Annotated in this window: 19 protein-coding genes and 1 tRNA gene; 12 read left to right on the plus strand and 8 right to left on the minus strand. The window is 68.3% G+C overall.

Annotation, left to right across the window (positions count from 1 at the left end):
- Window position 1: 1 nt before the first annotated feature.
- Entirely contained in the window at window positions 2-2,791 is a 2,790-nt protein-coding gene (locus IEZ09_RS05865; RefSeq protein ID WP_189252515.1) for an AfsR/SARP family transcriptional regulator, read from the minus strand.
- Between the two features lie 312 nt (window positions 2,792-3,103).
- Between IEZ09_RS05865 and IEZ09_RS05870 the strand changes: the two genes are divergently transcribed.
- A complete protein-coding gene (locus tag IEZ09_RS05870; protein ID WP_189252516.1) occupies window positions 3,104-3,889 on the plus strand; it encodes a cytochrome P450 in 786 nt (261 codons plus the stop codon).
- On the opposite strand, the gene IEZ09_RS05875 is transcribed toward IEZ09_RS05870, so the two are convergent.
- The 3 genes from IEZ09_RS05875 to IEZ09_RS05885 form a co-directional block, all read right to left on the minus strand.
- Window positions 3,864-4,292: an OsmC family peroxiredoxin gene (locus IEZ09_RS05875; RefSeq protein WP_189252517.1), complete on the minus strand. Its 429-nt coding sequence runs from the start codon at window positions 4,290-4,292 to the stop codon at window positions 3,864-3,866. The genes IEZ09_RS05870 and IEZ09_RS05875 overlap by 26 nt on opposite strands.
- Window positions 4,293-4,776: 484 nt before the next feature.
- Window positions 4,777-4,849, minus strand: a tRNA-Gly gene (locus IEZ09_RS05880).
- A gap of 34 nt (window positions 4,850-4,883) precedes the next feature.
- Window positions 4,884-5,282, minus strand: coding sequence for a DUF7674 family protein (locus IEZ09_RS05885; RefSeq protein WP_189252518.1), 399 nt, complete (start codon window positions 5,280-5,282; stop codon window positions 4,884-4,886).
- 159 nt (window positions 5,283-5,441) lie between these two features.
- Here IEZ09_RS05885 and IEZ09_RS05890 point away from each other — a divergent pair, with 159 nt between their 5' ends.
- From IEZ09_RS05890 to IEZ09_RS05905, 4 genes are all read left to right on the plus strand, one after another.
- The gene (locus IEZ09_RS05890; RefSeq protein ID WP_229812270.1) at window positions 5,442-6,767 is read left to right on the plus strand and encodes a sigma-70 family RNA polymerase sigma factor; all 1,326 of its coding nucleotides are present in this window, start codon (window positions 5,442-5,444) and stop codon (window positions 6,765-6,767) included.
- 94 nt (window positions 6,768-6,861) lie between these two features.
- Window positions 6,862-7,299: a DUF983 domain-containing protein gene (locus IEZ09_RS05895; RefSeq protein WP_189252519.1), complete on the plus strand. Its 438-nt coding sequence runs from the start codon at window positions 6,862-6,864 to the stop codon at window positions 7,297-7,299.
- A gap of 15 nt (window positions 7,300-7,314) precedes the next feature.
- Complete coding sequence (locus IEZ09_RS05900; RefSeq protein ID WP_189252520.1) at window positions 7,315-8,181, plus strand: Fpg/Nei family DNA glycosylase; 867 nt, start codon at window positions 7,315-7,317, stop codon at window positions 8,179-8,181.
- 35 nt (window positions 8,182-8,216) lie between these two features.
- Complete coding sequence (locus IEZ09_RS05905; RefSeq protein ID WP_189252521.1) at window positions 8,217-8,654, plus strand: hypothetical protein; 438 nt, start codon at window positions 8,217-8,219, stop codon at window positions 8,652-8,654.
- On the opposite strand, the gene IEZ09_RS05910 is transcribed toward IEZ09_RS05905, so the two are convergent.
- Genes IEZ09_RS05910 through IEZ09_RS05920 form a run of 3 tightly spaced genes read right to left on the minus strand, consistent with a single transcriptional unit; the run spans window position 8,645 to window position 11,329 of the window.
- Window positions 8,645-9,229, minus strand: coding sequence for a LutC/YkgG family protein (locus IEZ09_RS05910; RefSeq protein WP_189252522.1), 585 nt, complete (start codon window positions 9,227-9,229; stop codon window positions 8,645-8,647). The two genes, IEZ09_RS05905 and IEZ09_RS05910, sit on opposite strands and share 10 nt — an antisense overlap.
- A complete protein-coding gene (locus IEZ09_RS05915) occupies window positions 9,222-10,640 on the minus strand; it encodes a LutB/LldF family L-lactate oxidation iron-sulfur protein (RefSeq protein ID WP_189252523.1) in 1,419 nt (472 codons plus the stop codon). Before IEZ09_RS05915 ends, IEZ09_RS05910 begins: the two co-directional genes overlap by 8 nt.
- Window positions 10,622-11,329, minus strand: a complete 708-nt coding sequence (locus IEZ09_RS05920) for a (Fe-S)-binding protein (protein WP_308202374.1) — start codon at window positions 11,327-11,329, stop codon at window positions 10,622-10,624. Before IEZ09_RS05920 ends, IEZ09_RS05915 begins: the two co-directional genes overlap by 19 nt.
- A gap of 111 nt (window positions 11,330-11,440) precedes the next feature.
- Between IEZ09_RS05920 and IEZ09_RS05925 the strand changes: the two genes are divergently transcribed.
- Window positions 11,441-12,703: a sensor histidine kinase gene (locus tag IEZ09_RS05925; protein ID WP_189252524.1), complete on the plus strand. Its 1,263-nt coding sequence runs from the start codon at window positions 11,441-11,443 to the stop codon at window positions 12,701-12,703.
- A gap of 236 nt (window positions 12,704-12,939) precedes the next feature.
- Here the strand turns inward: IEZ09_RS05925 and IEZ09_RS05930 are convergent, their stop codons facing one another.
- Complete coding sequence (locus IEZ09_RS05930) at window positions 12,940-13,107, minus strand: hypothetical protein (RefSeq protein WP_166048541.1); 168 nt, start codon at window positions 13,105-13,107, stop codon at window positions 12,940-12,942.
- Between the two features lie 98 nt (window positions 13,108-13,205).
- Between IEZ09_RS05930 and IEZ09_RS05935 the strand changes: the two genes are divergently transcribed.
- From IEZ09_RS05935 to IEZ09_RS05960, 6 genes are all read left to right on the plus strand, one after another.
- Complete coding sequence (locus tag IEZ09_RS05935) at window positions 13,206-14,066, plus strand: S49 family peptidase (protein ID WP_189252525.1); 861 nt, start codon at window positions 13,206-13,208, stop codon at window positions 14,064-14,066.
- A gap of 63 nt (window positions 14,067-14,129) precedes the next feature.
- Entirely contained in the window at window positions 14,130-14,999 is an 870-nt protein-coding gene (locus IEZ09_RS05940) for a LytR/AlgR family response regulator transcription factor (RefSeq protein WP_189252526.1), read from the plus strand.
- Window positions 14,996-15,424 carry a hypothetical protein gene (locus IEZ09_RS05945; protein ID WP_189252527.1) on the plus strand — a complete coding sequence of 143 codons (429 nt, stop codon included), beginning with the start codon at window positions 14,996-14,998 and terminating at the stop codon, window positions 15,422-15,424. The genes IEZ09_RS05940 and IEZ09_RS05945 overlap by 4 nt, the downstream gene beginning before the upstream one ends.
- 1 nt (window position 15,425) lies before the next feature.
- Window positions 15,426-17,225, plus strand: coding sequence for a sodium/solute symporter (locus IEZ09_RS05950; protein WP_189252528.1), 1,800 nt, complete (start codon window positions 15,426-15,428; stop codon window positions 17,223-17,225).
- Window positions 17,226-17,484: 259 nt separating this feature from the next.
- Entirely contained in the window at window positions 17,485-17,835 is a 351-nt protein-coding gene (locus IEZ09_RS05955; protein ID WP_189252529.1) for a DUF485 domain-containing protein, read from the plus strand.
- Entirely contained in the window at window positions 17,832-19,424 is a 1,593-nt protein-coding gene (locus IEZ09_RS05960; protein ID WP_189252530.1) for a monocarboxylic acid transporter, read from the plus strand. Before IEZ09_RS05955 ends, IEZ09_RS05960 begins: the two co-directional genes overlap by 4 nt.
- The last annotated feature ends 41 nt before the right edge of the window (window positions 19,425-19,465 follow it).

The raw sequence follows: 19,465 nt of genomic DNA on the forward strand, positions 1-19,465 counted from the left end.
GTCACGACTGCGCCGCCGCCACCACCTGCGCGACGGTCATCGCCGACCCACGTGCGAACTCGGCGGCATAGGTCTCGTCACCCAACGCCTGCAGGCACAACGCCACGCACTGGTCGTGTGAGGCCGCGAAGTTCGCCGACCCGAACAGGGGCAGTCCGACCGACTGCCACACCCGGTCCGCGCCACCCAGCAGCAACGCGGCGTGCGCGGCGGAGCCCGTGACCACCGAGATCAGCGCCAGCAGCTCCACGGACACCGCTATGCCCAGCAGGTCGTCGAACTTCTCCTTGATGCGCAACGAAGAAGTGGCCAGCTCACGGGCCTCCACGACGTCACCGCGTCCCATCGCGACGAATGCCAGGACGTACAACGCGTACGCGCGCGCCCAGAGCTCGCCGTTCTCCTCACACACGGACCGCGCCTCGGTGCACAGAGCAGCCGCCCGATCGAGTTCCCCGCCGAAGGCCACGGTGATCGCCAACGCGACCCGCGCCATGATCACGTTGCTGTCCAGGTGACCCAGCTCCGAGTGCCGCCGATCGGCCTCCGCCAGCAGCGAAGCACCCGTGGGCAGGTCGTCGTCGAACACCGCCGCCGCGCCCTGCACGTAGGTCGCGTAGACGTCGGCGTCCTCGTCGTCCAGCAGCGAGGCCTCCGCGCGGCACGACTCCAGCAGCGCGGGCACCGCGGACGTGTTGCCCTGCAACGTCGCCACGTACCCCGTGACCCACAACGCCTTGCAGCGCGCCCGCGACGGCTCGGTCTCCAGCGACAGCGCCCAGTTCAGCCAGTGCCGTCCCTCGGCGAAGCGGCCGCAGCCGACCCAGTAGAACCACAGCGTCGCCGCCAGCCGCAGGCCCGTGTCGGCCTCACCCGGCGTTGTCAGCGAGTACTCCAGCGCCGCGCGGATGTTGCCGCTCTCGGCGGTCATCCACCCGACGGTCGCGGCCTGCCGCGGTGTGAACCAGGCGCGCTCGCCTTGCTCGGCGATCCCGGCGTACCAGTCGCGATGCCTCAAGCGCAGCCGTGACTCCTCATCGCTCGCACGCAACCGCGTCTGCCCGTACTGGCGCATGGTCTCCAGCAACCGATAGCGCGCCACGCCCGCGTGTTCCTCGCGTTGCAGAACGGACTTGTCGACCAGGCCGTCCACCGCGTCGAACATGTAATCCGCGGTCAGCGCGTCGTCCGAGCACACCGCCTCGGCCGCGGCGAGGTCGAAGCTGCCCGCGAAGACCGAGGCCCGCGCCCACAGCAGCTGTTCGCGCGGCGAGCAGAGGTCGAAGCTCCAGTCCATGGTCGCGAGGAGGGTCTGGTGCTGGGGCAACGCGGTTCGTCCGTCGTCGGTGAGCACCCTGAACCGGTCGTCGAGCCGTTCCAGCAGCTGCGCCGGGGTCAGGGCCCGCACCCGCAGCGCCGCCATCTCGATCGCCAGCGGGATGCCGTCCAGCCGCCGGCACAGGTCCGTGACGGCCTGCTCGTTCGCCTCCGTGATGACGAACGAGCCGGGCACCGCGGCGTTGGCCCGTTGGGCGAACAAGGTCGCCGCCGGATACGGCACGGACAACGGCGCTACGGACATCACCTGCTCGCCATAGACCCGGAGCGCGCGCCGGGACGTGGCGATGACACGCAGCTTTGGCGCGACCCGCAGCAGCGTGTCGACCAACACCGCGCAGTGGTCCACGACGTGTTCGCAGTTGTCCAGCACCAGCAACGCATCCCGGTCGGCCAGGAACTCGGTGAGAACGCTCAGCTGCCCGCGCCCGGTCTGGTCCACGACGCCCAGCGCCTCGGCCACCGTGTGCGGCACCAGCGCCCTGTCGCGCAACGCGGCCAGCTCGACCAGCCACACCCCGTCCGGCGGCTGCTCACCCCGCGCCACGTGCACCGCGAGCCGGGTCTTGCCCACCCCGCCCACACCGACGAGCGTCACCAGCCGGTGTTGCCTGATCAGGTCGGCGACGTGCTCGGTCTCCGGGCGGTCCACGAAGCTCGACCGGTCGGCCGGCAGATTTCCGCGCACCACCACCGGAACGCGTTCGGGCAGGTCGAGGCGCGGATCGCCGGACAGCACCGCCTGTTCGAGGTCGCGCAGCCGGGTGCCGGGCTCGATGCCCAGCTCGTCGACGAGCACACCCCTGGCCCGGTGGAACGCGGCCAGCGACTCCGCCTGCCGCCCGCAGCGGTAGAGCGCGATCATCAGCTGTTCCCACAGCCGTTCGCGGAACGGGTGCTGCTCGACCAGCGAGTTCACCAGCGGCGCCACCGCGGCGTGCTCCCCGAGGGCGAGCGACGCGTCCATCAGCGCCTCTGTCGCGTCCATCCGCAGCTCGGTGAGCCGCGCGGACTCCTGCCGCGTCCACTCACCCGGCCGGCAGTCCGCCAGCGGATCACCTGTCCACAACGCGAGCGCCTCACGCAGCTGCCGTGCGGACTCCACCGGGTCGTTGCTCGCTCGTGCTGCTGCGACGAGCGCCTCGAACCGTGCGACGTCGACGGTGTCGGCGGACGCGTTGAGCACGTAGCCCGGTTCGCGGGTCGTGATCAGCTCGCCGAGCCCGGCGTCCCGGATCTGGTTGCGCAGACGGGCGAGGAGGCTGTGGAGCGTCTTCGTGGCGGTCGCGGGCACCTCGTCCGACCAGAGCGCGTCCACGAGTGCGCTCTTCGGGACCGTCTCGCCTGGCTTGAGGGCGAGACGAGCCACGAGGGTCCGCTGTCCCGCGCTGCTGAGCTGAACTGCTCCGTTCGGGCCCGTGAGTTCGAGCGGTCCGAGCAGCCGGATGATCACGTTTTTCGTCCTGTCGTCAGCCCCCGACAAAGGCTGGAACCGCGCCAAGATATCGCAATGGAATTCGACCCGAGAATCAACGCCCAGCGGGTGACCGCCTACGCAGAGCTGCGTGCCGTGCTGTCTGATCCGGTGACGTTCTCCTCCCGGAACATGACAGGACCGCAGGTCGCGGCCGTAGCGGCACTGCTGCCGCCGGAGCAGCGGCGATTGCTGGAATTGATGTCATCGCTGAACGCGGCGGACGGGTCCAGGCACGCCCGAATTCGTGCCGCGGCGAATCAGAAATTCACTCCAACGGCCGTGCGCCGAATGGCTGACCCAATTAGGGAACGGGCACGGGCGCTGCTCGACGCCCTGCCGGAGGAAGCCGACTTCGTGAGCGAGTTCGCCGCGCCGTTCGCGCTGGGCGTCGTCGGTGACGTGCTCGGCGTGCCGGAGAAGGACTTCCCGCTGTTCCGCGAGTTCGTGGCACCCGTGCTGGAGCTGACCAGCGGCGAGGAGGTCAGCGAACGGGTCCTCGGGTCGTACTTCACGGGCATGAACGAGTTCTGCGCCTACTTCGGGCGCTCGGACGCGTTCAAGGGCGGCCAGCTGTCCGAACAGGAACGGCTCTCGCTGTGCCTGGCGGTGGTCGTGGCCGGCACCGACTCGACCACGAACATGCTGTCCAGCATGCTGCTGCGCCTCGACCGCCGCGAACGCCGGCTGGGCGGCGTGGTGGAGGAGGTGGTGCGGCTCGACTCGCCGTTCATCGGCTTCTTCCGCACGGCGACGTGCCCGGTGACCATGGCCGGGACCAAGATCGCCGAAGGCGAGCACCTGTTCCTCGACTACGCGGCGGGCAACCGCGACCCGCGCGTGTTCACCGAGGACTTCGACCCCGGCAGGCCGTCAGTGCCGGGACACCTGGGCTTCGGGCACGGCCCGCACTACTGCCTGGGCGCCCAGCTGGCGCGACTGGAAGGCCGGATCGTGGCCGAAGAGCTGCTCGACCGCTCGTACGAGGTGGCCGAGCAGCCCGTGCGCTATCGCAGGCACCTGATCAGCCACGGGCCTGCGGAGCTGCGGTTCAGACGAGCGCAGCGTCGAGGGTGATGTTCTCGACGGCCGCGAGCGCCTTGGACACCGGGCAGTTCTTCTTGGCGCCCTCGGCCGCCTCGACGAAGGCCTCCTGCGTCAGCCCCGGCACGTTGGCGCGCACGGTCAGGTGGATGGCCGTGATGCCCTGGCCCGCCACGAAGGTGACCTTGGCGTTGGTGTCGATCGAGGTGGGCGGCGTGCCCGCACCGGTGAGACCGTGCGAGAGCGCCATCGAGTAGCACGACGAGTGCGCCGCCGCGATGAGCTCCTCGGGGCTGGTCTTGCCGCCCGCCTCCTCGGCGCGCGCCTTCCAGTCGATGTCGAAGCTGCCGCTCTTGGAGGTGTCGAGGTTGACGTTGCCCTTGCCCTCGATGAGAGAGCCTTCCCAGTGCGCGCTTGCCGATTGGGTGACTGCCATGGTCTCCAAGTCCTTCTCACACGAGCCCGAACCGAACGGTTCGAGCGGACACCGACCACCTTTCCACGGACGGGCCTGGCGATCACCCCGAGAACCACGTGCCGGGATGGAACAGTCGTCCCGTGACCGTCGTGCTGCCTCCCCGTGTCGGTGCCGAAGATCGGGGCCAGCTCGTGCAGCCCGCGAGTTTCCCGAGCGATGAGGTGCTCGCCGAGTCCATGCGGGGCTGCGGGGTTGGGTGCCTGGTGCGCCTGCGGGGTCCGGCACACGATGGGATTGCGGGTCTGACACTCGATGGGACTGCGGGTCCGGCACGCGATGGGGCCGCGGGGTTCGGTGCCTGGTGCGGCTGCGAGGTTCGGCAAGCGATGGGCGCGCGGATGTTCTTCACGCGGGGGGTTTGGGGGGTCGTCCCCCCAACATCATGGCGAAACGAAGAACGGCCCACGCCCTTGGTGGGCATAGGCCGTCCTGAGTGAAGCCGAGCGGATGACGAGACTCGAACTCGCGACCCTCACCTTGGCAAGGTGATGCGCTACCAACTGCGCTACATCCGCACTGCCTTGCTACGAGAAGAACTATACAACAGCCTCAAACCGCGTCTCGACCGGGGGGCTGTAATCCGGCCAACAGTTGATCTACCTCGGTCAACTGCTCCTTGGGCCACCGCCACTCCCACAGCGCCCGCACCTTGGGCAGCACGTCGCACGGCAGCCAGGCCGCGACCTCCTCGCGGAGGTCCCAGTCGTCGAACACGTGCTCGTAGAAGCTGACCAGCGCGGCGTTCTCCAGGAACTGCTCCGGCTGGTGGAAGCACCAGTGCGCGAAGCCGTACGCGCGGCGCAGCACGTCGTCGTTCTGCTCGCGGTGGGCTTCCATCGTCAGCTGGGAGAGCTCCGAGAAGAAGACGTGGCAGGACCACTCCTCGGTCTCGGCGACAGCACGAAGTTCCGGCACCAGAGCCGAAGCGCGTTCCCGCCAGTCCACCACGGTCGTGACGATAGTCGCTCGATCTTCTTCGTCCGACGGTCCGACGCCCACCTGTGACCGTCTCGTCACCGGATGCGTTGCGCTGATCAGCCCACGACTATCGGATGGTCTTGTATATCGACCTGTTCTCGACCAGGAGCAGTTCTGGCCCCTTGTGGCATGTTGAACCACGTGATGGTCGACGAGAACGAGGTCGACCGGGACCTGCTCGCCAGGGTGCGCGACGGAGACGACTCGGCCTACGGCGAACTGTTCTCCCGGCACGCGGACGCGATCCGCCGTTTCTCACTCAGGCACGTCCGCGAGGCGGCCGAGGCCGACGATCTCACCGCCGAGGCGTTCTTCCGCATGCTGCAGGCGATCCGGCGTGGCAGCGGTCCCACCGACCACGTCCGCACCTACCTGCTGACGGTGGCTCGCCGCGTCGCGTGGGAGTGGAGCGGGCGGCGTCGTGACGTCCCGGTCGAGGACGAGGAGCTGGGCCGCCGCGTCGAACCCGTGGGTGACAACGCGAACCGGCGGGTCGAGCACAACCTCATCACCAGGGCTTTCTCCAGCCTGCCTGAACGCTGGCGGGTCGTGTTGTGGCGCGTCGAGGTGGAGGGCGAACGGCCCGCCTCCGTGGCACCGCACTTCGGTCTCTCGCCCAATGCCATGTCGGCGTTGGCGCGGCGCGCGCGTGAGGGTCTGCGTGCTGCGTACCTGCAGGCGCACCTGGCCGCGGACGACGGGCGTTCGTCGTGCGCGGCGATCAGGTCGAAGCTCGGCACGTTCACCGCCGGCGGGGTCCAGGGCGTGGAGGAACGCCGGATCCGGGCCCACCTGGACACCTGTTCTTCCTGTGCACAGCTCTACACCGAGCTGAACGAGGTCTGCGCGACCCTGCGCGCCAACGCGGCGTTCCTGATCGTGCCGTCCACGCTCGGCCTCGCGTTCGCCGGGAAGGTGCTGATCAGCAAGGCGAAGCTGGCCGTCGCCGCCGCGAGCGTGGCGACCGTCGGCCTGATCGGGACGATGGCCGCGGTGTTCAACGGCGGGGCCGGTGTCGCGGTGCTGCAGCCGGACCAGAACCCGGTGATCGCCATGGTCACGTCGGGGTCGTCCAGCTCGAGCCACGACCAGGAGCTCGTGGTCGCGCCGCCGCCCCAGGGCGAGCAGCAGCGGGAGCAGCCGCGCGAGAACGTGGTCAACCCCGGTGGTGGTCAGCGTCAGGAGACCGTGCGCAAGACGACGTCCTACGCGCCGCCGCCGGTCAGCGACCAGCGCAGGGAACCGCCGGCCGAGCGGGCGATGCCGGTCGTCGCGTCGTCGTCGAACTCCAGCGAGGTGGTCACGACCGTGTCCACCACCGTGCGCGAGGTGAAGTCGCTGAACACGGCGCCCTCGACGTCCGAGACGCCGTCGTCCTCCAGCCCCTGCTCGACGCCGCAGACCACGGCCACCACGATCACGCTCTACCCGAAGCCGCCGCCGGCTCAGGACTGACGGTGACGATCAAGGGCGGCGGAGTTCACCCACAAGGCTCACCTCGCGTTCGGTACGGTTTTCCCAAGACCGAACGAGCGTGGGAGACGGGTTCATGACGCGGCTGGTGCGCGGTGCCGACGGGCGGATGTGGACGGTCCACAGCCGCATCGAGTGGCGCAACCCGGTGGAGTCCGACGACTTCGAGCACGACGTCAGCGGTGGCGTCCTGCCGGGCATCATGATGGCAGGGATGCTGGTCGTGATGACGGTCGTGCTGATCGCGTGGACGCCGGAACAGGTGGTCGTGCCCGCGTGGCTGATCCTCGCGTTGGTCTTCCTGTTCGCGTTCTTCCCGGTCCGCTGGGCGTTGCGCCGGCCGCACACGCTGGTCGCGGAGAGCAAGGCCACCGCGGACGAGCTGCCTCCCGAGCGGTGGGTCGGCCAGGTCAGGGGCCCGCTCGCGGTGCGCCAGGAGGCCAATCGCGTTGCCCGCACGATCGAGATGCACTCGCTGCCCGACGTCGAGGGCCCGCTGCAACCCGTCGACTGATGCGACACTGGACCGGTGCCCGAGCTACCCGAGGTAGAAGCACTGGTCCACCACCTGCGTGAGAACGCGGTGGGCCGAACCGTGCACCGCGTCGACGTGGCGTCACTGCAGGTGCTCAAGACGTTCGACCCGCCGTGGACCGCGCTGCACGGCCAGGAGGTCGTGGCCGCCCACCGGCACGGCAAGCACCTCGACCTGGAGGTCGCGGACGGCCTGCACCTGGTCGTTCACCTCGCCAGGGCCGGGTGGCTGCGCTGGGCCGACACCCTGTCCGCTCCACCGCCCAAGCAGGGCCGCGGTCCGCTGGCGTTGCGGGTGCACCTGGGTCCGCCCGGTCAGGGGCCGGGGTTCGACCTGACGGAAGCCGGCACCAAGAAGGGGCTCGCGGCCTGGATCGTGCGCGACCCGAAGACCATCGCGAGCGTCGCCAGGCTGGGCCCCGACGCGTTGGGCATCACCCGCACGCAGCTCGAGGACCTGCTGGCCAAGCGCACCGAGCGGTTGAAGACGGCGCTCACCGAGCAGAGCCTGATCGCGGGCATCGGCAACGCGTACTCGGACGAGATCATGCACATGGCCCGGCTCTCGCCGTACGCGACGGCGGGCAAGCTCGACTCCGAACAGCTGGACCGGCTGCACGAAGCCATGATCAGCACGTTGACCGACGCGGTGGCGCGGTCCGTGGGTCAGGACGCCGCCCGGCTCAAGGGCGAGAAGCGGTCCGGCCTGCGGGTCCACGCGCGCACCGGACTGCCTTGCCCCGTCTGCGGCGACACCGTTCGTGAGGTGTCGTTCGCGGACAAGGCGTTCCAGTACTGCCCGACGTGCCAGACGGGCGGCAAGCCGCTGGCCGACCGCCGGTTGTCCCGCCTGCTCAAATAACCACCGCTTAACCGGCCTCGTTCAGCCTCAGCCGCATGACACGTCTGAGGAAGGCTGCCGCTGTCGTCGCGGCCGCTGCCGCGGCCCTCGTCGTCGCGCCGATGAACGCCAACGCCGCCGAGTACGGGTGCTCCGGCTCGCTGATCGACACCTACAAGGTGAAGTCCGAGGTGGGCAACCACCTGAGCACGATCCGGCTCTACTACAACGGCAGCACGGGCTACAACTGCGCCGTCAACGTCAAGACGGCCTACTACTCGCAGTTCAAGCACGAAGCCTCGATCACGCTGATGAACGAGGACTGGCGCGAGGACAACAACCGCCCCGGCTACAACATCGACGAGGACGGCGGGAAGTTCCAGTACTACGCGGGTCCCGTGAAGGTGTACGGCAAGAACAAGTGCATCTACGTCGTCGCCCGCACCTGGTACTACGACGAGGTCGGCATCGGCAGCGGCAGCGGTCACTGCTGATCGACGACGAGCACCTCCAGGGTGCGCGGGCCGTGGACGCCCTCCACCCGGCTGAGCTCGATGTCGCTCGTCGCCGACGGGCCGCTGATGAACGTCAGCGGCCGCGTCGGCTCCAGCCGCTGAAGAGCCTCCGGCACCGACGCTGCGATCTGGTCCGCACGCACCACGCACACGTGGTAGTCGGGCAGCAGCGTGAGCGCACGGCGTCCCTGGGCCTCACCACCGTCGAGGACGATCGTGCCGGTGTCGGCGATCGCCACCGCGCACCCGGTCAGCACGCCGTCCGCCTGGTCGAGCTCCTCGATCGACAACGGCTCGCGCAGCCACGTGACGCCCTCGATCAGCCACTCTTCCGGTACACCCGCCGGTGCCACGATCCGCTTGCCCCGCAACGACGTCAGCGCTTCGGGCACGTTCGACACGACGTGCACGACCGCGCGGTAGTCGGCGACCCGTTCGGCGAACAGCTCGACGCCGCCGGGGCCTTCCCGGTGGTAGCCGCGGACGACGGGCTGCGCCGCCGGGACCTTCGCGTTCCTGATGCGAGCCAGGATCTCTTCTCGTGCGCTAGCCACGGTTCTTCCTCCACCAGGCGCGGAACGACTCGGCCGGTGGTGCGGGCACGTCGCGTGAGGACGTCCACTTCGAACCCGGCCACGGCAACGACGTGATCCGCCCGTCCTTCGCCAGGAACCGGGCCAGGGAACCGGCTTTCTGCGCTTTCTCGTACCGCGAGGCCTCCGCGAAGATCCACGCGGCCGCGGCCATCGCGACGGATTCGGCCGTGCGTCCCTTCGCCTCCACGGCTTCCGCGCGCAGGTGCGTGAGGACCGACGGGATGTCGATCCGCACCGGGCAGACCTCGAAGCACGCGCCGCACAGTGAAGAGGCGTAAGGAAGAGAGGCCGCCTGCGGGTCGTGCATGTCGCCGACCAGCTGCGGCGTCAGGATCGCGCCGATCGGTCCGGGGTAGACCGAACCGTACGACTGGCCGCCGGTGCGCTCGTAGACCGGGCAGACGTTGAGGCACGCCGAACACCGGATGCACCGGAGTGCCTGGCGCCCAACGGAATCCCGCAACGTCGCCGTGCGGCCGTTGTCGATCAGCACGAGGTGGAACTTCTGCGGGCCGTCGCCGGGCGTCACACCGGTCCACACGCTCGTGTACGGGTTCATCCGTTCCGCTGTGGACGAGCGGGGCAGCAGCTGCAGGAAGACCTCGAGGTCCTGCCACGTCGGCACGAGCTTCTCGATGCCCATCACGGTGATCAGGGTTTCCGGCAGCGTCAGGCACATCCGGCCGTTGCCCTCGGACTCCAGCACCACGATCGACCCGGTGTCGGCGACGGCGAAGTTGGCTCCCGAGATGGCCACCTTCGTGGTGAGGAACTTCTCGCGCAGGTAGACGCGTGCCGCCTCGGCGAGGTCCGCCGGTTCGTCGGAGACCTCGACCCCCATGCGCCGCTGGAAGATCTCGCGGATCTCCGAGCGGTTGCGGTGGATCGCGGGCACCAGGATGTGCGACGGCCGGTCGTTACCCAGCTGCACGATCAGCTCGGCGAGGTCGGTCTCGATCGCGTGCACGCCACCGGCTTCGAGGGCCTCGTTGAGCCCGATCTCGGCGGTGGCCATGGACTTGACCTTGACGACCTCGTTCGCGTTCTCCTCACGGCAGAGGCCGAGCACGATCAGGTTCGCCTCTTCGGCGTCGCGTGCCCAGTGCACGACGCCGCCTCGTGCCGTGACGGACTCCTCCAGCTCGACGAGGAGCGTGTCGAGGCGCGCCAGCACGTCGTTCTTGATCTGCTCGCCGGCGACCCTGAGCTGTTCCCAATCGGTCATCTCGGTGACGGCAGCGGCGCGCCTCTCCCGGATGGTCCCCGTCGCCTTGCGCAGGTTCTGCCGCAGCTGGGTGTCGTTCAACGCCGCCTTGGCCGCCTTGGGGAACGTCGGGCTGCCCAGCCACGTCACGGGGTTGCGCGCCACGGGTCCTCCTCCGTCGAAGCCAGGATCTCCGCCAGGTGCACCGGCCGGACGCCCGCGCGCAGCCGCGACAGGCCACCGCCGATGTGCATGAGGCAGGAGTTGTCACCGGCACTCAGCACCTCGGCGCCGGTGTCGAGCACGCACCGCATCTTGTCGGCGAGCATCGCCGTTGACGTCTCGGCGTTCTTCACCGCGAACGTGCCGCCGAAGCCGCAGCAGTGCGTCGAATCCGGAAGTTCCACCAGATCGAGTCCCTTGACCGCCCTGAGCAGCGCCAACGGCTTGTCGCCGACGCCCAGCATGCGCAGCGAGTGACACGTGGGGTGGTAGGTGACCCGGTGGGGGAACCACGCACCCACGTCCGTCACGCCCAGCACGTCCACGAGGAACTCGGCGAGCTCGAACGTCCGGGGCGGAGCCGTACCGAGCGTGGGATGGATCTCCCGGACCATGCCCGCGCATGACCCGGATGGCGCAACGACGTAGTCGTAGCCCTGGAAGACGTCGGTGTACTTGCGCGCCAGAGGCTTCGCCTGCTCGCGGTATCCGGTGTTGAAGTGCATCTGACCGCAGCACGTCTGGTCGAGCGGGAACTCCACCGAGCAGCCGAGCCGTTCCAGCAGACGTACGACGGCACGTGCCGTCGACGGGAAGAACGTGTCGGTCAGGCAGGTCGCGAACAGGGCCACTTTCACGCGCACACCCTCTCCCCAAAGTCATCGGATGTCTACCCGGATCGGTGGACCGTACGGGGGTACGCCGGGCGCGCCTCTTGCTATAGGGGCGCCCCACAGCACAGCATGTGCCTTGTGGGCGACCTGTTGACCGAGCGCGCCGTGCTCGGTGTCATCGCGACCCTGGCCGTTCTGGGCCTCTTCGTGATGCTGTGCCGCGCTCGACGAGTCAGCACCTCCGTGGAGGATGCTGTGATGGACATGCTCGACCGCATGTCCAAGGCGTCGAGCGACCTTCGCGCGGGCCTGACCCAGGAGGCCGCCGACAAGGCGACCCCTCACCTGCGCGAGATGCTGCGGTGCGTCGCGGTCGCCATCACCGACGAGGAGGGCACCGTCCTGTCCTGGGACGGCGGCGCGAACGACCACTACGAGTACCTCCGCGACACGGTCGCCCGTGCCATCAACAACTGCCACAAGGAACACGTCGACCACCGCAAACTCGGCTGCGAGCTCCAGGGGCCCTGCTCCCTGCACAGCGTCGTGGTCGTGCCGCTGGTTGTCGAGGGCGACGTGGCGGGAACCCTGATCGTCGTCTCGGGTGTCGCCTCCAAGCGCCAGATCCGCATGGCCGAGGAAACCGCCCGCTTCGTCTCAACGCAGCTCGAGCTCGAGGTCGTCCAGAAGCAGCGCCAGGCCCTCGCCCAGGCCGAGGTGAAGGCTCTGCGAGCCCAGATCTCGCCGCACTTCGTCTACAACGCGCTGAACACCATTTCCTCGCTGATCCGCACGGATCCGGGCCACGCCCGCGAACTGCTGCAGGAGTTCGCCGAGTTCACGCGCTACTCGTTCCGCACCGACGGCCTCTTCACGACGCTGGCCGACGAGCTCACGAACATCCACCGCTACCTGACGATCGAGCAGGCCCGCTACGGCTCCCGCCTGAACGTGCGCCTGCGCATCGCCCCCGAGGTCCTGCAGGTCGTGCTGCCGTTCCTGGTGCTCCAGCCGCTGGTGGAGAACGCGGTCAGGCACGGCCTGGCCAAGAAGCCCGGCGGCGGCATGCTCACGATCACCGCCGAGGACAACGGCAACGAGGCGCTGATCAGCGTCGAGGACGACGGCGTCGGCATGGACCCGGACCGGCTGGACGACATCAAGGACGCGCACCAGACGGGTGCGCACGTCGGCATCGGCAACATCAACGACCGCATGCGCACGGTGTTCGGCGCCGAGTACGCGCTGGTCGTGGAGACGGCGCCCAACGCGGGCACCAAGGTGATCCTGAAGGTGCCGAAGTTCGCGCGGAACGTTCTGCCGAACCTGAACCTGGGATCGCAGCTCACCGACGAGCCGATGACGAACGAGCAGCCCGCGATCCGCGCCTGACTCCCCGGGCCTGAAGTTGAGTTCGCAACCATCCTCAACCCGGAAGCTCAACCTGCCGATTGTGGTGTTGACCAATGAACAGCCGGCCGTTTTGTGCAACGAGGGCCGGCCGCGAGTTAAGGGCATCATCCATTGCAGGAACAACAAGCACCCGAACGCGTCCGTGTCTGCATCAAGTGCACCGCGAAGGGTTTCTCCAGCTGCAAGTGCTGAGCTGAGTTCCACAGCACCGCAGGTCAGCGTGCTGCAACAGCCAAAGTCGTGATCAGCACGACGGCGCACACGCTCCAGCTCACCCACATCCAGTAGATGTGCATCGGCGTCGGCCCGGCGGCGTTCTGCCTGCCCCGGTCGTCCCACCACTCGACGTACCGTTCGAGCCAGCGGATCGGGTTGAACGTCACAAGCCGAACCTAGCACCACGTGTTCAACGTCACGCGGGAGCAACCGACAGCGCAGTTGGGCTCCCGCGTGCACGCGAAACGCACGTACTGTCGAGTACATGAGCGTCACGGACAAGATCGCGGCCCGTCTCCCGAGGGTCATGGACCGGGGTGAGCGGCCGCCGGTCGTCGCTGCGGTGCGGTTGCACGGGGTGATCACCCCGCAGTCCTCGCCGGTCGCGCGCAACACGATCAGCCTCCAGAACGTCGAGACGGCCATCAACCGCGCGTTCGACAACGAGCGGCTGATCGCCGTGGCTCTGCTCATCAACTCGCCCGGCGGTGCGCCGACCCAGAGCGCGCTCATCGCCGAGCGCATCCGCGAGCTCGCCACCAAGAAGCACGTGCCGGTGCTCGCGTTCTGCGAGGACGTGGCGGCGTCCGGTGGCTACTGGCTGGCGTGCGCGGCGGACGAGATCTACGCGCACGGGACGAGCCTCGTCGGGTCCATCGGTGTGGTCAGCGCCGGGTTCGGGCTCAACGGCCTGCTGGACAAGGCCGGCGTCGAGCGCCGCGTCTACACGGCGGGGGAGAACAAGGTGCGGCTCGACCCGTTCCAGGCCGAGAAGCCCGAGGACGTCGAGTGGCTCAAGGGCCTGCACGCCGATCTGCACGAGCAGTTCAAGGCGTGGGTCACCGAACGCCGCGGCAGCAAGCTCAAGGCCGAGGAAGACCTCTTCAGCGGCGAGATCTGGACCGGCACCAAGGCCCAGCAGCTCGGTCTGGTCGACGGCATCGGCACGATCCGCAGTGTCATCGCCAAGCGGTTCCCGGACGCCGAGCTGACCGTCGCCGAGCCGAAGAAGCCGTTGCTGGCCAAGCTCGGGCTCGCGGCCGCGTCCACCCGATCGGGCGATCTCGTGACGCAGGTGCTCGCGAGCCTCGAGGAACGTGCTCGCTGGTCCCGATTCGGGCTGTGAGCATCAGTTCGGTTTCGCATGGCGTGTCGAGTCAAGCCCTGACGTAGACATGACCGCACATTGATGGGCAAGATGCCCGACACAGTGAGTACCCATGACAACGCCGGTCTCCTCGTCCTCGCAGTCGATGACGAGGCTCCCGGCCTGAGCGAGATCAAGTTCCTGCTCGAGAGCAGCCCCCACATCCGGCGCGTCCTCACGGCGTTCGACGCCGCCGAGGCCCTGCGCATCCTGAGGGGCGACTACGAGCAGGAGGTCATGGCGAGGACCAAGGCCGGCATGCCGCCGGTCGACGCGGTGTTCGCCGACATCAACATGCCCGGGTTGTCCGGCATGGATCTCGCACGGGTGCTCAGCGCGTTCCGGTATCCGCCCGCCCTCGTCTTCGTGACGGGCGTGGAGGAACGCGACGCGCTCGTCACGGCGTTCGACGTCGGCGCGCTCGACTTCATCAACAAGCCGATCAACGAGGAACGCGTCCTCAAGGCCATCTCCCGGGTCGCGGACCGCGTGGGCCGCACGGCCGTGCCACCGCCCGCCTCGAACGCCGCGCCGATGGCCCAGGCCGCCGAACCGAGTGACGACGAGGTCATCCCCGTCGAGCTCGGCGGCACCATCAAGCTCGTGCCGCGCGCGTCCGTGCGGTACGTCGAGGCGCAGGGCGACTACGCCCGTCTGCACACCCAGGACGGCAGCCACCTGGTGCGCATCCCGCTCGCCCAGCTCGAGGAACGCTGGGCCAACGCCGGGTTCGTGCGCATCCACCGGTCGTACCTCGTCGCGCTGCCGTTGGTGAGTGAGCTGCGGATGACGGCGAACGGCTACGCGGTGGTCATCGGCACCGGCGAGAACGCCAAGGAGCTCCCGGTCAGCCGCCGGCACACCAAGGAGCTCAAGGAACGGATCGTGCGACCGCCGAAGAGCGGCTGGTGAGCAGGCACGACGCGGGAAAGCCCGAGCAGGCCGCCCGCGAGGCCTGGCTCGGTGAGCAGGCCCGCAAACCACGCAGGCGCAGGGTCGTGCTCGCGGACTCGACGAAGTCCCGCGGCAAGGCGCTGCGCACGATCATCGAGCTGGAGGAGCAGACCAGCGTCGGTGAGAAGCTGGTGCGCGACCTCATCAAGCAGCAGCTCCGCTCCGCGTTCGGGCTCGCGTTCGCGGTCCTGATCGGAATGTGCCTGCTGCCGATCACCTTCTTCCTGTTCCCGCAGATCGGGGATCTGAAGATCCTCGGCATCCCGATCCCGTGGCTCGTGCTCGGTCTCGCGCCCTTCCCGATCCTCTACGGCGTCGGGTGGGTGTTCCGCAGGCAGGCCGAACGGCACGAGCGCGACTTCGTGAACATGGTCGACCGCTGACGTGAACGCCACCATCTGGAGCCTCAGCGCCATCGTCGCCGTCGCCGCCGTGACGTTCCTGCTCGGTTACGTCGGGTCGCGCAAGGCCAACACCACGCCGGACTTCCTGGTGGCGCGCCGGGCCATTCCCGCCACCCGCAACGCCGCCGCGATCTCCGGCGAGTACCTGTCCGCGGCGTCGTTCCTCGGCGTGGCCGGGCTCGTGCTCAAGGACGGCATCGACGCGCTCTGGTACCCGATCGGCTTCACCGCCGGATACCTCGCGCTGCTGCTCTTCGTGGCGGCGCCGCTGCGGAGGTCGGGCGCCTACACGTTGCCCGACTTCGCCGAGGCCAGGCTGGGTTCGGTGAACGTGCGCCACTTCAGCACGTTCTTCGTGGTGTGCATCGGCGTGCTGTACCTGGTGCCGCAGCTGCAGTCCGCGGGTCTCACGCTGACGACGATCACCGGTCTGCCGCCGTGGTGCGGCGGTCTGATCGTCACGGTCATCGTGGTGATCAACGTGCTGGGCGGCGGCATGCGCGCCATCACGCTGGTGCAGGCGTTCCAGTACTGGGGCAAGCTCTTCGCGATCGCCGCGCCGACGTTCGTGCTGTTCGTGGTGTTCCTCGCCTCGCCGGACCGGGGCACGCAGCCGATCAGCGACGACGGCGTGATCAGGTTCCCCAAGGCCGAGTCGATCACCGTGGCCGAGCAGGTGATCAAGCTCCGGGTCGACGAGCCGCTCAAGCTGACGGTGCACGGAGAGATCGACGGCCGGGCGGCCGACGGTGCCGTCTACTGGAGCCGCGGCGTCTACGAGCTCAGCCCCGGCACGGTCATGGAGTTCCCGGCCGGCAGCCCGGTTCCGGTGGTCGAGGGTTCGCCGACGAACAACCACGACTGGACGCGGCCGCAGACCGGCGGCATCTCCGACCTGCTCAAGACGTACTCGCTGATCTTCGCGACGTTCCTCGGCACGATGGGCCTGCCGCACGTCCTGGTGCGCTTCTACACCAACCCGGACGGCAAGGCGGCCCGCCGGACGGCGCTGCACGTGCTCTACCTGCTCGGCCTCTTCTACATCTTCCCGACCGTGCTCGGCGTGCTGTCCCGGCTCTACCTGCCGCAGCTGCTGGTGAACGGCAAGACCGACGCGGCGGTGCTGATGCTGCCGGAGACGATGGTGCCGAACCTGGGCGGCCAGATCCTCGGCGCGATCGTCGCGGCCGGTGCGTTCGCGGCGTTCCTGTCGACCTCGTCGGGGCTCGTGGTGTCGGTCGCCGGGGTGGTCTCCACGGACATCATGCCGGGCAAGGTTCGTGACTTCCGGTGGGCAACCGTGTTCACCGGACTCGTCGCAATCGGTCTTGCTCTGCTGCTCCCGCGGTCCGATGCGTCACTGACCGTGGCCATGTCGTTCGCTCTCGCGGCGTCGACGTTCTGCCCGCTGCTCGTGCTCGGGATCTGGTGGCGCGGCCTCACGTGGGTCGGTGCCGTGTGCGGTCTCGTCGTCGGCGGCGGCATGGTGATCAGCGCTCAGGTGATCAGTGTGGTCAGCTCCTACACCGGGCGCTGGGCCCCCGCCGTGTTCACGCAACCAGCGCTGATCACGGTCCCGATCGCGTTCATGACCATGATCGTCGTCAGCAAGGCGACCCGCAGGCGTGCCCCCGCGGACGTCAACCAGATCCTGCTCAGGCTGCACGCGCCCGACCCGCTGGGCTTCATCCGGGACCGCGACATCGCACGCTTCGGCACCGCCGAGGAGAAGGCGAGGATGGCCGAGGACAAGCGCAGGGGAGCTAGTCGAACACGCTGAGTGTTCACTGTTTCAAATGGGTGAAAATTGGTCACTCGAATCGGTGAACGGTGAATCTGGTCACGCAGAGTGCTGTTCGTCTACGCATACTGACCGTTCGTCGCATCACCCGACTGCTGGGCGCATGGGCACGAACGGGGCCTTACCTGAGTGACTCAAGTCTCCATACGGTTCTCCACCAAGAACAGGACCGCACCTGGAGGCGCTACGTGCCCGTCACGTTGCTGACACCTACGACGAGTACCGCGAGGAGGGGACTGTGAGCACTGTTGAGCACACCCCGAGCGAGTCGGCCCCCGATGCGCAGAAGTGGGTCGACGTCCAAGCAAGTGATGACTTCGCGCAGCTGAAGCATCGTCTGCGCAAGTTCGTGTTCCCCGTCTCCGGACTGTTCCTCGCGTGGTACCTGCTGTACGTGCTCCTCGCGGACTACGCGCACGGGTTCATGTCGACCAAGGTGATCGGCAACATCAACGTCGGGCTGATCTTCGGCCTGCTGCAGTTCGTGTCCACCTTCGTGATCACGACGCTCTACGTGCGGCACGCCAACAAGCACCTCGACCCGTTGGCGGAGAAGCTCCGCGGTGAGCTCGAGGGAGACGGCAAGTGAACGAGTCCAGCCCGATCCTCAACATCAGCATCTTCGGTGTCTTCGTCCTGATCACGCTGTTCGTGGTCATCAGGGCGAGCCGCAACACCAAGACCGCTGCCGACTACCTCGCCGCCGGTCGTGCCTTCACCGGCCCGCAGAACGGCATCGCGATCGCGGGTGACTACCTCTCCGCCGCGTCGTTCCTCGGCATCGCGGGCGCCATCGCCCTCAACGGTTACGACGGCTTCCTGTACTCGATCGGCTTCCTGGTGGCGTGGCTCGTCGCGCTGCTGCTGGTCGCCGAGCTGCTGCGCAACACCGGCAAGTACACGATGGGCGACGTGCTGAGCTTCCGGATGCGCCAGCGTCCGGTCCGCGCAGCCGCCGCCACGTCGACGATGGCCGTCTCGTTCTTCTACCTGCTGGCCCAGATGGCCGGTGCCGGTGGTCTCGTCGCCCTGCTGCTCGGCATCACGGGCACGGGCGGCCAGTCCCTCGTCATCGCCGTGGTCGGCGCCCTGATGATCGCCTACGTCCTCATCGGCGGCATGAAGGGCACCACCTGGGTGCAGATCATCAAGGCGGTCCTGCTGATCGCCGGCGCGGGCATCATGACCCTCTGGGTGCTCGGCATGTACAAGTTCAACCTGTCGTCGCTGCTCGGCGCCGCCGTCGAGAACGCGCCGAAGGCAGGCGAGAAGCTGCTCGGCCCCGGTCTCGCCTACGGCAAGAACGGCACCACGAAGCTCGACTTCCTGTCGCTGGCTCTCGCGCTGGTGCTCGGCACCGCGGGTCTGCCGCACATCCTGATGCGCTTCTACACCGTGCCGACGGCGAAGGAAGCCCGTCGCTCGGTCGTGTGGGCGATCTGGCTGATCGGCATCTTCTACCTGTTCACGCTGGTCCTCGGCTACGGCGCCGGTGCGCTGGTCGGCCCGGACGCGATCAACAAGGCGCCCGGCAAGGCCAACTCCGCCGCTCCGCTGCTCGCGCTGGAGCTCGGGGGCCCGATCCTGCTCGGCCTGATCGCGGCGGTCGCGTTCGCGACGATCCTCGCGGTCGTGGCAGGCCTGACGATCACGGCGTCGGCGTCGTTCGCGCACGACATCTACGCCAACATCATCAAGAAGGGCAAGGAGGAGGACAAGGACTCCGAGGTCAAGGTCGCCCGCATCACCGCGATCGTCATCGGTCTCGTGTCCATCGGTGGCGGCATCATCGCCAACGGCCAGAACATCGCGTTCCTCGTGGCGCTGGCGTTCGCGGTCGCGGCCTCGGCCAACCTGCCGACGATCCTCTACTCGCTGTTCTGGAAGCGGTTCAACACCTCGGGCGCGCTGTGGAGCATCTACGGCGGTCTGATCGTGACGATCACCCTGATCGTCCTGTCGCCCGCGGTCTCCGGCCAGCCGACCTCGATGTTCAAGAACGCCGACTTCGCGCTCTTCCCGCTGTCGAACCCCGGCATCGTGTCGATCCCGGTCGCGTTCCTGCTCGGCTACGTCGGCACGATCCTCTCCAAGGAGAAGGCCGACCCGGTCAAGCAGGCCGAGATGGAGGTCCGCTCCCTCACCGGTGCGGGCGCCGAAAAGGCCATCGCGCACTAGCAGTTCCACCTTCGAAGACGGGCCGTCCCCCTGGGGGCGGC

It is taken from the genome of Lentzea flava (assembly GCF_014648475.1).
Classification (GTDB): domain Bacteria; phylum Actinomycetota; class Actinomycetes; order Mycobacteriales; family Pseudonocardiaceae; genus Lentzea; species Lentzea flava.

Bases quoted from the DNA above. Each gene is read 5' to 3' on its own strand.
- IEZ09_RS05925 (WP_189252524.1), top strand. From the start codon at position 11,441: ATGTGCCTTGTGGGCGACCTGTTGACCGAGCGCGCCGTGCTCGGTGTC.
- IEZ09_RS05875 (WP_189252517.1), bottom strand. From the start codon at position 4,292: ATGGCAGTCACCCAATCGGCAAGCGCGCACTGGGAAGGCTCTCTCATC.
- IEZ09_RS05870 (WP_189252516.1), top strand. From the start codon at position 3,104: ATGGCTGACCCAATTAGGGAACGGGCACGGGCGCTGCTCGACGCCCTG.
- IEZ09_RS05940 (WP_189252526.1), top strand. From the start codon at position 14,130: ATGGGCAAGATGCCCGACACAGTGAGTACCCATGACAACGCCGGTCTC.
- IEZ09_RS05935 (WP_189252525.1), top strand. From the start codon at position 13,206: ATGAGCGTCACGGACAAGATCGCGGCCCGTCTCCCGAGGGTCATGGAC.
- IEZ09_RS05905 (WP_189252521.1), top strand. From the start codon at position 8,217: ATGACACGTCTGAGGAAGGCTGCCGCTGTCGTCGCGGCCGCTGCCGCG.
- IEZ09_RS05895 (WP_189252519.1), top strand. From the start codon at position 6,862: ATGACGCGGCTGGTGCGCGGTGCCGACGGGCGGATGTGGACGGTCCAC.
- IEZ09_RS05890 (WP_229812270.1), top strand. From the start codon at position 5,442: ATGTTGAACCACGTGATGGTCGACGAGAACGAGGTCGACCGGGACCTG.